Here is a 15,782-nt window from a genome sequence, read left to right as displayed (position 1 = left end):
TGTCAGATAGCTGAAAAAACCGTTTGCTTAAAACGATTCTAAAAAGACAACATACGCAAAATTGAAAAAATTTCGCTGGAAAGCAAAGTAAAACGGGGGGTTCTCTACAACACCCGCCACTCAATTCGCCGGTTCTGCCTTCGGTTCTCGTCGGAGGTGTTGGGCGCGAGGGGGCGCGTTTTGCCGTAACCTACGGCCCGGATTCGGCCCGCATCGATGCCTGCACCTGTTAGATAGGCCACTACCGACTGTGCCCGCTTCTGCGAAAGTGTGAGGTTGGCGGCTGCATCGCCCCGGTCGTCGGTATGGCCCGAAATCTCAACTTTTACGGCCGGATTCGCTTTTAAAAATGCCGACAGCCGGTCCAGTTCCGTGCGCGACTTGTCGGCCAGGTCGTAGCGGCCCGTTTCAAAAAAGAGGTTATTCAACGTTTCTTTGGCCGTTGCGCCCGACACGGCAGGTTCGAGCGGTACGCTCAGTGCTACGCCCGTACCGACAGACCGCTCCCCTTTTGTACGCTGCGTGAAATCGAACGACAAACTTTTAAACAGATACCCTGGCATATTGACATAGAGCGCGTATTCACCCCCGGTCGGGAGTATGGCCGTGTACTGCCCCGTTTGCGCGTCGGCCTGCACCCGCGAGACTACTGCGTTGGTTTTCAGGTCAATTAGTTCTACTGTGGCTGGCAACGGTTTTTTTGTGCGGGCATCGGCTATGATGCCTTTCAAATAGCTTACAGGTTTCACGCGCTCGCGCAGGGTTTCGGGCAGATCGAAGGCATACAGCCGCGATTTCTGCGACACGCCCTCTTTCTGTTCCTCGTATGAGTAGTACGCCCGCGTGCCATTGGCCGCCACAAACAGCGACGCCTGATCTTCCGACGTGTTGATAGGATAGCCTAAATTCGACGGAGCCGACCACCCCGACGATACGTCGAAGTCGCTCACGAACAGGTCGTAGCCACCCATACCGACATGCCCATCCGACGCAAAAAACAGGCTTTGCCCATTGGCGTGCAAAAACGGCGATGCTTCGTTCTGGGGTGTGTTGACCGATTCGCCGAGGTTGACGGGTTCGGTCCAGTTGCCGGTAGCGTCGAGGTCACTGCGCCAGATGTCGCGCCGACCGCGTCCGCCGGGCCGGTCGGATACAAAATAAAGTTGACGCCCATCTGCCGAGAGCGCGGGTTGCGATTCGTAGTAGCGGGTGTTGACGGTGGGGCCGAGGTTGTCGGGAGTCGACCAGCTATCGCCGGTTTTGCGGCTCACATACAAATCGCAGCTACCAAAACCTTTGCGTCCCTGACAGGCAGTGAAGACCAGCATACGCCCGTCTGCCGACAGGCTGGGCGTACCTTCATTTTCGGGCGTGTTAATGTTGGGCGAGAGCGATATGGGGGGCGACCACGTTTCACCGTTGAAGCTGGCGGTCATCAGGTCCTCGTCGCCTTCGGGTTTTAGCACTGTAAACACCAGCGTTTGCTCATCGGCGGTCAGCACCGGAAAATACTGCGATGGCGTGGTTTGCAGCACCGACGACAGCGGTTTAGGGTCAACTGTCTGGGGGTGCTGGAGAGCATCCTGCCCAAACCGGGCCGTTTCGAGCTGCCGGGCAATCCGCTGTCCCTGCGCCGACTGCGCGGCAAACAGGGTCTGAAATTTTTCGAGATATGGAATTGCTTCGCTGTACCGCCCCAGCCGCAGCAGGGTGTTACTCAACGACTGATAAGCTGCTCCTGAGGCCGGGCTGTCGGGTTGCAACCGAACGGCATTTCGGTAGGCGGTAATGGCCGGTTCATACCGTTTCGTGAACTCATACAACTGACCCAGTTTGAGGTGTGCATCCGCAAAATTTGGATCTTCTTTCAGAGCCTGTTCCATAAACGGAATGGCTTCATTGGCCCGCCGTTCGCCAAACAGTTTAATCGACTGGTCGTAAAGTTGTTTGGCCTTCGCGCTTTGCGCATAGAGTGACGAGTGAAAAGTTAATAATGAAAAGTGAAAAGTGAGTAGCCATACGAATCGCCACTTTTCACTTTTCATTATTAACTTTTCACTCAAGGTATGTCCAGATATTTGTGCGTTTGTAACGAGAGCTGCCATTGGGGGTGTTCTTTGATATACTGAACGATGCGGGGCAGCATTTCATTGGAACGACTCCATTCTGTTTGCAGAAACAACGTACAACCGGGTCGCAAAAACGGCACAAACGACTCGGCAAAGGCGAAATCCGACTGGTTATACACAATCACTTTCAACTCGTCGGCTTGCTCAAAAATGGCCGGGTTGGGCTTCTTGAACTTCTTGGGCGAAAAGCAAATCCAGTCCCATGAACCCGTTACGGCCTCGCATACGCCCGATGTTTCGATATTGGTCTGGAAACCCGCCGTTTGCAGGGCTGCGGTCAGGTTGGTCAGGTCGTGCATAAGCGGTTCGCCACCCGTAATTACCGCAAGCCGACCAGGATAGTCAAGTGCCCCGGCCACTATATTGTCAACCGTATGATGCGGATGGGCGTTTACGTCCCACGATTCTTTCACGTCGCACCAATGGCAACCCACGTCGCAGCCGCCGAGCCGGATAAAGTAAGCGGCCCGGCCCGTGTGCACTCCTTCGCCCTGAAGCGTATAGAATGCTTCCATCACGGGCAACGTGTTGGTCTGTCTTGTTTGTTGTTGCTGTTCAGAAACCATATACAAAGATACAGTAACGCGGCTGGAAAGCCGCAGGTTATAAACCGAACCGAATCATGCGGCTTTCCAGCCGCGTCACTATTTTTGCTGTCATGCTTCGCTCCTTCCTGAACCGCCCCCTTGCCGAAAACTTCGATGCCAAAACGCAGGTACGGCTGGCCCTACAATCGGGTCTGTATGTTTTCCTGTTCGTAGGCTTACTAAACGGTAGTTTCCGGCGACTGGGCGACACGGCAGTAGTCGGCCTGATGTCAGTGGGTTGCGTAGTAATGGTCATTCTGGCTAATGTAATCATCCCCAAATTACTGCCCGTTTTTTACGACGAAGATCGCTGGACGGTGGGGCGGCATATTATCCATACCTTGCTCGTGCTGTTTCTGATTAGCGTCAGCAACCAATTGGTTTTAACGCTCTTAGAGGCAGGTAGGCCCTCGTTTGGGCAGATGTACCTGCTGGTTACGGCCATTGGTTTTTTCCCGATTATGCTCGGCGTATTCGTAGCCGAACAACGGCGGCTGAAGCGCAATCTCGCGCAGGCGCAGGTGGTGAACGGGCAATTGCACCAACGCACGCCACAAACGCCCGTTTCCCTTCCGGCTACTACGCCACAAACCCAGACCGCTACGCAGCCTACCCCGATTTTACTCATCTCCGAGAGCGGGAAAGAACGGCTTACCCTCCAGCCGGGTCAGTTGTTGTACGTAGAATCGGTCGGCAATTACGTCGATGTGCATTGGCTGAACGGCTCTCAACTACAGAAAAGCGTACTGCGCTCCACGCTGAAAGAAGTAGCCGATAAGCTGACCGGCCACCCGCAATTTTTCCGTTGCCACCGGGCGTTTTTGGTTAACCTGGACGCCGTAGTGCAAACGGAAGGAAATGCACGGGGCTACCAGCTCACCCTGACGGGCATTCAGACCAAAATACCCGTGTCCCGCTCCTATCTCGACTCGTTCAACGCCCGGTTCGAGCGGCTGGCGTAAGACTGGTGCGAGCCTTCCCATTTGTCCCAAAACTTCCGATTTAGCCCAAAACAGGGCGTTTTATCCCTTGCTGTTTGACACCCATCCCACGCCCTTGCGGGGATGAAATCGGCCCGCCATGTTTGTCACGGCAATTCGCCACGACAAACTCATTCGGTCATGAATCGCTTCGTTGTTTTACTGCTGATTTCGTTACTGCCCCGCCTGCTATCGGCCCAAACTACCCGCGTGTCGGGGGTTGTGACCTACAACAATGTTAACCCCATTGCCAACGTCAGCCTCACACTCGACGGCACGTATGACGGAACCACGACCAATGACAAAGGCGAATTTTCGTTCGAGACGTCGGAGGTCGGCACGTTTACGCTCACGGCCAAAGCCACCGGCTTCGTTGACGTGTCGCAGCGCGTAGAACTCAACGGCAAGCCGACGCTGAAACTAAACGTGGTGTTAACCACCAAGTCGTTTACCCTCGCCAACGTGACGGTTCGCCCGCGCCTGTTCGACCTGACCGACAAAAATAAATACACCGTACTCAGCCCGCTCGAAGTACTGACCACCGCCACCGATGGCAACATCACGTCGGCCCTCAGAACCATGCCGGGTGCGCAGGCTGTGGGCGAAAGTGGCGACCTGTTTGTGCGGGGCGGCACCGGCACCGAAACGAATGTATTTATCGATGGACTGCTGGTGAGCAACTTCACATACAGCGGCCCGGCCAACTTAGCCGCCCGGAGCCGGTTCCAGCCGGGCCTGTTCAAAGGAACGTTTTTCTCGACAGGCGGCTATTCGGCGCAGTACGGGCAGGCTCTGTCGTCGGCTCTGGTACTCGAAACCGAAGATATTCCCCTGAAAAGCAGTGCCGAACTCAGCATCTCGCCCATTCTGGGCAGCGCGGGCCTGACGCAGGTAAGCCGCGACCGAAAAACGAGCTACGGCGGCACCCTTAGCCACACGAATCTGGGCCTGTATAACGCACTCAATCCGGGGCGGTTCAACTTCCCGCAGGCCCCGCGTTTCTGGGATGGCAACGGCCTGTTTCGGCATCAATTCAAGAACGGTGGTCTGCTCAAACTGATGGTCAACGGCGGCATCAGCAACATGACCATCGACCGGGCCAACCTCGACTTCGAGGGCGTGACCAACCGGATTAATCTCCAAAACCAGAATCTGTATAGTAATCTGACGTACAAACAGTTGCTACCGAAAGGCTGGACCTGGAAAGCCGGACTTGCCTATGGCCGCAACCTCGATAACACGCGTGTGGTAGCCTTCACGGGTAGCGATGCTCGCCCTGATTCAACCGTTAATCTGGCCGACCGGTCATCGGTATGGCAGGTGCGGAATGTGTTCTCCAAACTGGTGCTGAACCGTACCCGGTTGCACATAGGTCAGGAGATGCTCTACACCTCTGAGCAGCGCAATGACCTGCGCTACACCGACGCGCTCAGTGCCGTGTTTGCCGAGACCGAGTCCTACGTGACCGACCGCCTGTCGGCGCGGGTGGGCGTCCGGGCCGAGTATTCGTCGCTGTTGGATCGGGCTAACGTGACTCCCCGGCTGGCATTGGGCTACAGTGCTGGCAACAACGGCCTACTGTCGGTGTCGTTCGGACAGTTTTACCAGAAGCCCGAACGCCCGTTTCTGCTACAATCCAATGCGCTGAATTTCAGCCGCGCCGATCATTATCAGGTGAGTTATCAGCAGACCGCCAACGACCGCACCTTCCGGGCCGAAGCCTATTACAAAAAGTATAGTGACCTGATTACAACGACGCCTACGCTGGCGAACAATGGCCGGGGCTACGCGCAGGGGTTCGAGTTATTTTTCCGCGATAAGAAAACCGTCAAAGGCGTTGATTACTGGGTATCGTACTCGTTTCTGGACACAAAGCGGCAATTTCTGAACTACCCCGCGCTGGTGCAGCCTTCGTTTGCAGCCCGGCACACGGCCTCGCTCGTAGTCAAACGCTTCTTTAGCGACATCAAAACCAACGTCGGCCTGGCCTATACGGTGGCATCGGGTCGCCCCTACGCCAATCCGAACCGCCCCGATCAGGCATTTATGACCGACCGGACGCCCGCTTTTCACAACCTCGGCCTGAACGTAGCGCACCTGATGAGCATCCGCAAAACACAGTCGGTGCTGGTGCTTACGGTGAGCAACGTGCTGGGCAACCAACAGATTTTCGGCTATACGTACTCGACTACGAATCCGGCCCGGCGCGAAGCCATCATGCCCAACCACAACCCCTTCGTTTTCGTCGGCCTGTTCGTAAACATCGGCGTCGACCGTCGGCAGGAGATTATCAACAGTCAATTATAAACTAAGCAGAAACCATGAAAACCAACCTCATTACCCTCGCCACACTGCTGATCGTCAGCACCAGTACCCTTGCTCAATCGGACAAATACCTGAAAGCAATGGAAAAGAACGTTGCCACCTATGACACGGCCCGTTCGATACCAACAATACAGTCGCTGATGGGCGCATTCGGGCGGATTGCCCAGGCCGAAAAAACGCAGTGGTTGCCGTACTATTACGCCGGGATGTGTGCCACGAGTATGGCAAATAACGAACCTGACAAGGCCCGCGTCGATGGCTGGGCCGATCAGGCCGAAGCCTTCGCTCAGAAAGCCGATTCGCTCAGCCCCAATAATTCAGAAGTATCGGTACTGCTGGCAACTGTTCACTTCGCCCGTATCAACGTCGATTTCATGGGGCGAGGTCCTAAATATTCAGCCCTCGGTGCCGACGCCCTGCAACGCGCGCTCCAGCAAAACCCGAACAACCCCCGCGCTATGGTGGTGCTGGCGCAACTTCGCAATACAGCCCCGGCTGGCTTCGGTGGCGACAAAGCGGTGGCCTGCCAGTTAGCCCAAAAAGCAAAGGCCATTTATGAAACAGAACCACAAACCGGCATTCAGCCCACCTGGGGCCGGGGCAGTGCCAAACGGCTGGTAACGATGTGCGAAAGCAAGTAACGCGGCTGAGAAGCCCCGTTACAAGATAAAAACCTATTAAATTAGCCCGTAGGGCTTAAACAGTGCAACGTCGGTAGTAGAAATCAGGCGTTTCCGGGTTCTCTGAAAAAATCCTGTCAATCCAGAGAATCATGGTTAATCCAGGTTCAGACAACCCTTCACTTCGCTACAGTTGGACTGTTGTTTTTGTCCTGATGCTGGCCTACGTATCGTCGTTTATCGACCGGCAGATTCTGAGTTTGCTGGTCGGCCCCATCAAACGCGATATGCACCTGACCGACACACAGGTGAGCCTGCTGATGGGCCTGAGTTTCGCCCTGTTTTACACCCTGCTGGGCATACCCATTGGCCGACTCGCCGACCGGGCCAACCGGCGCGACATTATCGTGTGGGGCGTGTCGGTCTGGAGTCTGATGACCGCGCTTTGTGGCGTAGTGGGCGGGTATGGGCAGTTTTTTCTGGCCCGGATTGGCGTGGGCGTAGGCGAAGCGGCCCTGTCGCCGGCGGCCTATTCGATGTTGTCGGATTATTTTCCGAAAGAGAAATTAGCTTCGGCCATCAGCGTATATTCGGCGGGGGTTTACCTCGGCTCGGGGCTGGCCGTGCTGATTGGAGCCGCATTGGTGGGTATGGGTAGCGGCCCGGCAACGGTTACGCTGCCCGTAGTGGGCGAGGTGTTCTCATGGCAGTTGTTATTTTTTTACATCGGTCTGCCGGGACTGCTGCTGGCCGCGCTGGTGCGGTGGTTTGTACGCGAACCGGCCCGGCGTAACCTGTTGACCAACAACGCCGGGCAAACACAAACGCTCTCTATAGGCGATGTATTCCGGCTCATCGGTCAACGGCGACGCGGGTTTCTGGGCGTCACGTTCGGTATCACGTTTACCGCGCTGGTAGCTTACGCCTGTACTGCCTGGATACCAACGCTTTTTGTGCGCCGTTTCGGCTGGACGCCGGGTCAGATTGGTTTGCTATACGGCCTGCTGATTACGTTTTTCTCCACGGCGGGCATCATTCTGGGCGGGCGACTGGCCGATTATTACGTTCGGCGGGGTCACGCTGATGGCAAAGTACGGGTTGGGCTGATTGCTGCCGTGGGGCTGTTGCTGAGTTCGAGCATCTGCCTGATTCCCAACCCAACCGTAGCCGTTGCACTGCTCGCGTTTCCGTGCTTTCTGGTTGCCTTTCCGCTGGGCGCATCGTCGGCGGCTATTCAGGCTATCATGCCCAATCAGGCGCGGGGCATGGCCTCGGCGGTGTATCTATTTGTTCTGAACCTGCTGGCGCTCGGCTTCGGACCCACGCTCGTGGCCCTGCTCACCGACTACGTTTTCCACGACGAACAGGCCGTGCATTGGTCGCTGTCGATTGTCATTTTAGGCGGCAGTGTGCTATCGTTGCTCAGCTACGCCTGGGCGCGGGGCGCGTTTCTATCTGATGGCACACGGATTATACGGATGGAGCGGATTTGACACGGATTTTTGTATTTTCACGCACCCCCTGAAAACCGAACCGCTCGTAGAAGTCTATCAGCGCACCGGCACTAAATGGGAATATGCATTTTACACAGAGCTAAGCGATTCGTTCACGCTACACGCGTTGGGGCTAACGTTGTCGGTGGCGGAGGTGTATGAGGGGATGTCTATTTTGTAATGCTTACAAGATGATGTCATATAGAAAATTTATTGTGTTGATTCACAGATGTTTAAAGAGAGAGAAGTAACTTATCCGCCTAATTAAAGTTTTTCTATCATCACAAGGTAACACAAAACTTACGTATATTTCGGAGTTATTAGTAAGGCTATAACGACACATTTTCAATGCAAAAAGAATACGTTAAACAACATTTCATACCTCAATGCTATTTGAAAAACTTTTCTGAAAATGGCAAGTTCGTATTTGTTTACAGCAAGAAAAACAAGAATAAAGGCTACCCACAAAGCATTGCTAAAATTGCTTACCAGGATAATTTCTACACCATTCCCGAAAATTATATAAATCAGGAACTCCTTAACGAGATTGACGGCAATTTCATTGAGAAGAGAGTTTTATCAGAAAGGATTGAGAGCCTTTATTCTGGCCTTTTAAATAAAATAATACGAGCAGCATCAACATGGACAAGCCACAATGAATCAATTGAAATTTTTAGTACGAAAGAACGAGATTTATTTGCGGCTTTGATAGCTATTCAGTATTTAAGAATGCCAAATATCAGGGATAAGTATTGGCATGCTAATAGAAAGATTCAAAAAGAAAGAAATGAGATATTGTCCGCAATGAAGAGAATTTATGGGGATATTGATTGTAGCGAAGTTCTTGCACTTCACAGAGAAGACGACTATGCTCCTGTGCTACATTCCGAAATATTTTTAGACGAAAAACTAATCGCAGACATTCAGGACAAATTAGTGAAGAAGATTTGGAAATATAAAATAGCCCCCAGCGATACCGTTTTCACATCAGACAATCCGATTCTGCTAAAACCACATCTTAAAAACCAAGCCCCCTTTTATGAGGGATTTGCCATGAAGGGAGTCGAAGTTATCTTTCCCGTAAGCGAAAGCATCATTTTGACAATTTGGGACGAAGAAACATTCATCGACAGCAAAGCTGAAAATAATACATTTTCCTTTCTGACAGATGCAGAATTGAGGCACTACAATTGTTATCAATATATTTGGGCAAATGACGAAGTGTATTCCTCAAAGAATGATTTTAAATTGATAAATCTGCTTAAAATAGCTAACGGAGATATCAATACGGAAATAACAATAGAACGTCCGACAATAAAAGTTAATGGAAAATAACAGTCTTACAGTTAACAGGTCGTTTGGTGTTATGGGGACTAAAAATAAAGGCTCAAGTTACCTTGAGTAAGGTCGATATTTTGGTTAGTTGGAACTTCAAGCACATCGTGAACATTTTCAGAATCAGAGGATATAACTCCGTCAACTTGCGTCTTGGTCACGGAACCCTCGAAATTCGTTCACCAAAAGATATTGTAGGCTATGAAAACGAAGGATAGAAAAGGGAAGGAGTTTGATGCCGTGAAGACCTTCCGGGACATCAAAGAAAGGATATCCAAAGACTCCTACGGAATGACCTTCGAGCAATTCAAAGCATACATTGCAGACAAAGAGGGTAAGGCTCACAACGGTTAAAGTCGGCGGTAGTAGCTCCCCAACCCACTTGCCAGAATCCCCTCTCTCCATTACCTTTGCGCCCATGATTTCGTCACGGGCCAATTGTTCCTTCTTCCGACATCGTCGCCATCATCGCGGCCATTAGTCGTGCTGCCCTTTTGCGTTGCTTTGCCGACGCGCCCAATCAGTTATTTCCCTTAGTTTTGCGGTCAATTTTCCACTGCGGTAATGCAGCTACCCGGTAGTCTGTATTCACGGCTCATCCACGAAGTGCGATAGTCATCACCCATCGTAATTCGTACCTCGTCAATCATGTTACGTATTGCCCTTCAAAAATCGGGTCGGCTCAGCGAAGACTCGTATCAGTTGTTCAAAGAGTGCGGTATCCGCTTCGATTACGGCACCGGCAAACTCAAATCCGTTTCGTCGAATTTCCCCGCCGAGTTCCTGTTCCTGCGCGACGACGACATTCCCGGCTACGTGGAAGACGGCGTGGCCGACCTCGGCATCGTAGGCGAAAACGTGGCCGTTGAGACCGGGCGGCCCGTGCAAACGGTGCATAAACTCGGCTTCTCGAAGTGTCGGTTGAGCATCGCTATTCCGCGCGGCACCAACTGGGGCGGTATTCAGGACCTGCAAGGCAAAAACATCGCCACCTCCTACCCCAACCTGCTGGGCAACTATTTGGCCGAACAGGGCGTTCAGGCTGATATCCATGAAATCAGCGGCTCCGTCGAGATTGCGCCGAGCATCGGGCTGGCCGAAGCCGTGTGCGACATCGTTAGTTCGGGCAGTACGTTGTTGAGCAATGGGCTAAAGGAAGTAGAAACTATTTTTCGCTCCGAGGCCATTCTGATTGCCAACTCTGCACTCGATGCTGAGAAACAGGCGTTAGTCGATAAGCTGCTGTTTCGGATCAAGTCGGTGCAGGCGGCCAAAAACAGCAAATACATCGTGCTGAACGCGCCCAATCAGGCACTGCCGCAGATTACGGCCCTGTTGCCCGGTATGCGTAGCCCAACCGTGACGCCCCTTGCCACCGAAGGCTGGAGTTCGGTACATTCGGTACTGAATGAAAACGATTTCTGGGAAAACATCGAAGCCATCCGGGCCGCTGGTGCCGAAGGTATTTTAGTAATTCCGATTGAGAAAATGATTTATTGATAGTGATGAGTGATGAGCGATGAGTGATGAGTGGCTGACGCACCCGTATTTTACTGGCGTTAGTTTACTCATCACTCATCACTCATCACTCATCACTCAACGCCTATGAACATCATTCCTTTCCCTGACCGGGCCGAGTGGCCTGCGTTGCTGGCCCGGCCCGTTCAGTCGACTGAGCAGATTGAGGCCGTTGTGGCTCCGATTCTGGCCCGCGTTCGGGCCGGTGGCGATGCTGCATTGGTTGAACTGGCCCAACAGTTCGACAAAGTGACGCTCGATGCAACCCAACTCGAAGTTACTTCAGACGTACTCGACGCGGCTGAAAATCAGCTTTCAGTGGTGTTGAAAGCGGCCATCCGGCAGGCGTATCAGAACATTCGCACGTTTCACGAAGCACAGCGGCAGACGGTCGAAAAAATCGAAACCATGCCGGGCGTAACGTGCTGGCGCAAAAGCGTCGGCATCGAACGTGTTGGGCTGTACATTCCAGGCGGCACGGCCCCGCTCTTCAGCACAGTGCTGATGCTGGGCGTTCCGGCGCAGTTGGCGGGTTGCCGCGAGGTCGTGCTTTGCACGCCCAGTAACCACCCGGCTATTTACTTTGCCGCTAAACTGGTTGGCATTACCAAAATTTTTCGGCTGGGCGGAGCGCAGGCCATTGCGGCTATGGCTTATGGTACGGAGTCGGTGCCGCAGGTTTACAAGATTTTCGGGCCGGGTAATCAGTACGTTACAGCCGCCAAAATGCTCGTTGCCAAAGAAGGCGTCGCCATCGATATGCCCGCCGGGCCGAGCGAAGTAGCCGTTTATGCCGACGATTCGGCCATTCCGGCGTTTGTGGTGGCCGATTTACTCTCACAGGCCGAACACGGAGCCGACAGTCAGGTGCTATTAGTATCGACCAGTAAGCGGCTCATCAACAGCGTGAACCTGACGATGAGCACGCAACTCGGCAAACTGCCCCGGCGCGATTTGGCGGCTAAAGCCCTCGAAAACAGCAAGGCCATTCTGGTCGAAACCCATGCCGACGCCATTGATTTGCTGAACCAGTATGCCGCCGAACACCTGATTCTGAGCGTCGAAAATGCCGAAGCCGTATCCGACGAAATTATCAATGCCGGGTCGATTTTCTTAGGCAACTACACGCCCGAATCGGCAGGCGATTACGCATCCGGCACGAACCACACCCTGCCCACCAACGGCTTTGCACGGGCCTACAGCGGGGTTTCGCTCGATAGTTTCGTGAAGAAAATCACGGTGCAGCACATCAGCCCGGACGGGTTGCAAGTGCTTGGCCCGGTGGTTGAAGCGATGGCCGAAGCCGAATCGCTCGACGCCCACAAACGCGCCGTAAGCATCCGGCTGGCGAGTCTGACCGAAGCGAATTTGGTGTAAAATTGGTTATCTTGCTAAAAAAAGAGAAGGTTATGGAACGGGTACTTATCGAGTTCGATACGCCACAAGATAAAGAATCTCTGCTATCGGTTCTTTCCAGATTTAACGGACGAGTGATTGATGTAGATCAGGCCAATAAACAGCGTAATTTTATCGAGCTAATGTATGAAATAACCGCCAAAGGCGGAGTTGGTGAATCATTCGGAGATGCTTCGGAATGGCAGCGCGAAACTCGACAAGACAGACCTTTACCTGGCCGTGAATAGATGATTATCGACAGCAACATACCTATCTATTGAACAACCTCCAGACCCTTCGCGCCGATACGCCCGCCGTTGACACGCTGACCCACTTCAATAATGCCGGAGCGTCGCTGATGCCGCAGCCGGTGGTGCAGGCTATTATCGACTCAATCACGCTCGAAGCGCAGGTAGGTGGCTACGAAGCCGCTGAAGTACAGCAGAATGCCATTCAGGGATTTTACGCAGCTACGGCAGCGTTGCTTAACGCCAAACCCCGGAACATTGCCGCCGTTTCCAGCGCGACCGATGCCTACAGTCAGGCACTATCGGCCATTCCGTTTCGGGCGGGCGACGTTATTCTGACCACCAATAATGATTACGCATCCAACCAACTCGCTTTTCTGTCGTTGCAGGACCGGTTCGACGTGCGCGTAGTACGGGCCGGAGACGACCCGGCGGGTGGCGTTTCGGTTGACGACATAGCCGAAAAAATTCAGACTTTGCGCCCCCGGCTGGTAGCCGTTACACACGTACCGACCAACTCCGGGCTGATTCAGCCAGTCGAAGCCATCGGGCCGCTGTGCCGCGAAGCTGGAGCACTGTATTTGGTGGATGCGTGTCAGTCGGTGGGGCAGTTGCCGGTCGATGTGGGGCAGATTCAGTGTGATTTCCTGAGTGCCACCTGCCGCAAATTTCTGCGCGGGCCACGCGGTTTGGGCTTCCTCTACGTGTCGGACCGGGTGTTGTCAGAGAATTACGCGCCCCTGTTTATCGACATGCACGGAGCTACCTGGACTGGCCCCGACAGCTACCGGCTGGCCGACACCGCTGCCCGCTTTGAAAACTGGGAATTTCCCTACGCGTTGATGCTCGGAGCCGCCGAAGCCCACCGCTATGCCCTGCGCGTGGGAGTAGACGCCATCGCTCACCGAAACGCCGAGTTGTGTACGAACCTCCGTCAGCGACTGGCCCAACTGCCCGGCGTCCGGCTGCTGGACGAAGGCAACCGGCTGGCAAGCATCATTACGCTGATTCACAACCAGAAAACAGCCGCCGAACTAAAAGCCGCCCTGTTAGCCGAGCGCATTAACACCTCGGTCAGTTCGTACAATGCCGCCGTCATCAACTACGCCCAAAAAGGTATGACCACAGCCGCTCTGCGCATCTCTCCACATTATTTCAATACCGACGACGAAGTGGAGCGTTTAGTCAGTTTGATGGAACACAGATTAAACGGATGAGACGGACTGACACAGATTAGTAAATTTTGTTCAAGAAAAAATCCGTGTAAATCCGTCCAATCTGTTTAATCCGTGTTCCATCAGATGAAGACCCTCGCTGACCTGCTGCTCCTGGGCGACCCGCGCCTGTATGAATCCTGCGAACCCGTTCGACCCGACGAACTGCCGCTCGTGCCGGGCTGGGTGGCTGATTTGCATAACGTAATGGAGGAGATTCGGGCCAAATACCAGTTTGGGCGCGGTATTGCAGCCCCGCAACTGGGTATTATGAAACGGCTGTTCTACCTGAATATCGACCGTCCGGGCCAGGCTTGGCCGCAGGTCATTATCAACCCCGAACTAACATCTGTCAGCAACGATATGGACGAACTTTGGGACGATTGCATGAGTTTCCCCAACCTGCTGGTTCGGGTGCGCCGACACCGCAGTTTGACGCTGACCTACCGCGACGAACACTGGCACGAACACGTCTGGCCCGTTTCGGACTGGTCGCTTTCGGAACTGATTCAGCACGAGTACGACCACCTCAACGGCATTCTCTGCACCATGCGGGCCATCGATGCCCAGGCGTTTCGCTGGCGACCAACACCAAATTCTTAAATGGAACACGGATTGTACGGATGAAACAAATCAACACGGATGTCTACAGAAAAATCTGTGTTAATCCGTTTCATCTGTATAATCCGTGTTCCCCTGTACCTTTGCAACATGTTCCAACTAAAAAACCTGCTGCGCCCACACATCCTGACGCTGACACCCTACTCGTCGGCCCGTGATGAATATACCGGCACCGAAGGCGTTTTCTTAGACGCTAACGAAAATCCATACGGCCCGACGCTCGGCGGTCCGACGCTCGGCGGCTCAACCACCGCCGAGGTCCACTTCAACCGCTACCCCGACCCGCATCAGTGGGCTATCAAACAGCGGCTGGCCCCGATTAAGGGCGTTCGGCCCGAACAGATTTTTCTGGGTAACGGCTCCGACGAACCCATCGACCTGCTCATCCGGGCCACCTGCATACCCGGCGTGGATTCGCCCGGCGTGGATTCGCCCGGCGTGGATTCGCCCGGCCACGACAGCATCCTGATTATGCCGCCTACCTACGGCATGTACGAGGTATCGGCCACAATCAACGACGTAGCAATTACAAAAATCCCGCTCACGGCTGATTTTCAGGTCGACCTGCCCGCCGTGCTGGCCGGCATTACCGAAACCACGAAGATCGTCTGGCTGTGTTCGCCCAACAATCCGTCGGGCAACCGGCTGCGAGCCGATGACATCCGGACGGTGCTGGAAACGGCTACGCAATCGCTGGTGGTAGTCGATGAAGCGTACATTGACTTTTCGCCGGACAAATCATGGACGAGCGAACTCGACCGTTACCCGAATTTGGTGGTGCTGCAAACGTTCTCGAAAGCCTGGGGGCTGGCTGGTTTGCGGCTCGGTATGTGCTTTGCCAGCGAGGAACTGATTGCGGTACTGAACAAAATCAAGCCACCCTACAACATTTCGGCCCCGACGCAGACCCTGGCCCTTGAAGCCCTGACACGCGAAGCAGACAAAAACGCGATGGTGGCCGAAATACAGACCGAGCGCGGCTATTTAGCTGAACACTTACAATTGCTGCCCGACGTACAACTGATTTATCCGTCGGATGCTAATTTTCTATTAGTACGATTCGCCGATGCGCAGGCCACGTTTGAGTATCTCATTCGCGAACAGGTTATTGTGCGCGACCGCTCCCGCGTAAAACACTGCGACGGCTGCCTGCGTATTTCGGTTGGCACACGGGCCGAGAACGAACGTTTGCTCGAAGTGCTGCGGCAACAACACGAGAACACAGCTACTCCACGTTTACCACTTGGCAATGGCCAACAGGCAACGAAACCAGAGTTAGTCTCGAACGCTTAATTTTGCCAACAATGCAATACAACC

Annotated in this window: 15 protein-coding genes; 13 read left to right on the top strand and 2 right to left on the bottom strand. The window is 53.7% G+C overall.

The genetic code is table 11. The features are described from left to right. Positions 1-104 precede the first annotated feature (104 nt). Both AWR27_RS04580 and AWR27_RS04575 read right to left on the bottom strand, forming a co-directional pair. Positions 105-2,045, bottom strand: coding sequence for an OmpA family protein (locus tag AWR27_RS04580; protein WP_232325975.1), 1,941 nt, complete (start codon positions 2,043-2,045; stop codon positions 105-107). Between the two features lie 14 nt (positions 2,046-2,059). Beyond that, a complete protein-coding gene (locus AWR27_RS04575) occupies positions 2,060-2,695 on the bottom strand; it encodes a 7-carboxy-7-deazaguanine synthase QueE (protein ID WP_077130107.1) in 636 nt (211 codons plus the stop codon). A gap of 56 nt (positions 2,696-2,751) precedes the next feature. Here AWR27_RS04575 and AWR27_RS04570 point away from each other — a divergent pair, with 56 nt between their 5' ends. The 13 genes from AWR27_RS04570 to hisC all read left to right on the top strand — a co-directional run bounded on the left by AWR27_RS04570 (position 2,752) and on the right by hisC (position 15,758). Then, a complete protein-coding gene (locus AWR27_RS04570; RefSeq protein ID WP_077130106.1) occupies positions 2,752-3,678 on the top strand; it encodes a LytTR family DNA-binding domain-containing protein in 927 nt (308 codons plus the stop codon). 159 nt (positions 3,679-3,837) lie between these two features. Further along, positions 3,838-6,003, top strand: coding sequence for a TonB-dependent receptor (locus tag AWR27_RS04565; protein ID WP_077130105.1), 2,166 nt, complete (start codon positions 3,838-3,840; stop codon positions 6,001-6,003). A gap of 14 nt (positions 6,004-6,017) precedes the next feature. After that, positions 6,018-6,662 (top strand): tetratricopeptide repeat protein, encoded by a 645-nt coding sequence (locus tag AWR27_RS04560; protein ID WP_077130104.1) that lies wholly within the window; start codon positions 6,018-6,020, stop codon positions 6,660-6,662. Between the two features lie 131 nt (positions 6,663-6,793). Continuing rightward, complete coding sequence (locus tag AWR27_RS04555; RefSeq protein ID WP_077130103.1) at positions 6,794-8,134, top strand: spinster family MFS transporter; 1,341 nt, start codon at positions 6,794-6,796, stop codon at positions 8,132-8,134. Continuing rightward, entirely contained in the window at positions 8,100-8,315 is a 216-nt protein-coding gene (locus tag AWR27_RS25180) for a hypothetical protein (protein WP_157579136.1), read from the top strand. The genes AWR27_RS04555 and AWR27_RS25180 overlap by 35 nt, the downstream gene beginning before the upstream one ends. A gap of 167 nt (positions 8,316-8,482) precedes the next feature. After that, entirely contained in the window at positions 8,483-9,469 is a 987-nt protein-coding gene (locus AWR27_RS04550) for a DUF4238 domain-containing protein (protein WP_077130102.1), read from the top strand. 201 nt (positions 9,470-9,670) lie between these two features. Continuing rightward, a complete protein-coding gene (locus AWR27_RS25465) occupies positions 9,671-9,823 on the top strand; it encodes a hypothetical protein (RefSeq protein WP_198045095.1) in 153 nt (50 codons plus the stop codon). Between the two features lie 294 nt (positions 9,824-10,117). Continuing rightward, positions 10,118-10,969, top strand: coding sequence for an ATP phosphoribosyltransferase (hisG, locus tag AWR27_RS04540; protein WP_077130101.1), 852 nt, complete (start codon positions 10,118-10,120; stop codon positions 10,967-10,969). Between the two features lie 105 nt (positions 10,970-11,074). Continuing rightward, positions 11,075-12,364, top strand: a complete 1,290-nt coding sequence (gene hisD / locus AWR27_RS04535; protein WP_077130100.1) for a histidinol dehydrogenase — start codon at positions 11,075-11,077, stop codon at positions 12,362-12,364. A 32-nt stretch (positions 12,365-12,396) separates the two neighbouring features. Beyond that, positions 12,397-12,630 (top strand): hypothetical protein, encoded by a 234-nt coding sequence (locus AWR27_RS04530; protein ID WP_157579134.1) that lies wholly within the window; start codon positions 12,397-12,399, stop codon positions 12,628-12,630. 29 nt (positions 12,631-12,659) lie between these two features. Further along, positions 12,660-13,847, top strand: a complete 1,188-nt coding sequence (locus tag AWR27_RS04525) for an aminotransferase class V-fold PLP-dependent enzyme (RefSeq protein ID WP_077130098.1) — start codon at positions 12,660-12,662, stop codon at positions 13,845-13,847. A gap of 84 nt (positions 13,848-13,931) precedes the next feature. Continuing rightward, positions 13,932-14,447 (top strand): peptide deformylase, encoded by a 516-nt coding sequence (locus AWR27_RS04520; RefSeq protein ID WP_077130097.1) that lies wholly within the window; start codon positions 13,932-13,934, stop codon positions 14,445-14,447. A 108-nt stretch (positions 14,448-14,555) separates the two neighbouring features. Beyond that, complete coding sequence (gene hisC / locus AWR27_RS04515) at positions 14,556-15,758, top strand: histidinol-phosphate transaminase (protein ID WP_077130096.1); 1,203 nt, start codon at positions 14,556-14,558, stop codon at positions 15,756-15,758. The last annotated feature ends 24 nt before the right edge of the window (positions 15,759-15,782 follow it).

Source organism: Spirosoma montaniterrae, assembly GCF_001988955.1.
In the GTDB taxonomy this organism is placed as follows: Bacteria; Bacteroidota; Bacteroidia; order Cytophagales; family Spirosomataceae; genus Spirosoma; species Spirosoma montaniterrae.
The sequence above is the reverse complement of the archived record's forward strand: the minus strand, read 5'-3'. Positions and strand labels throughout refer to the sequence as shown.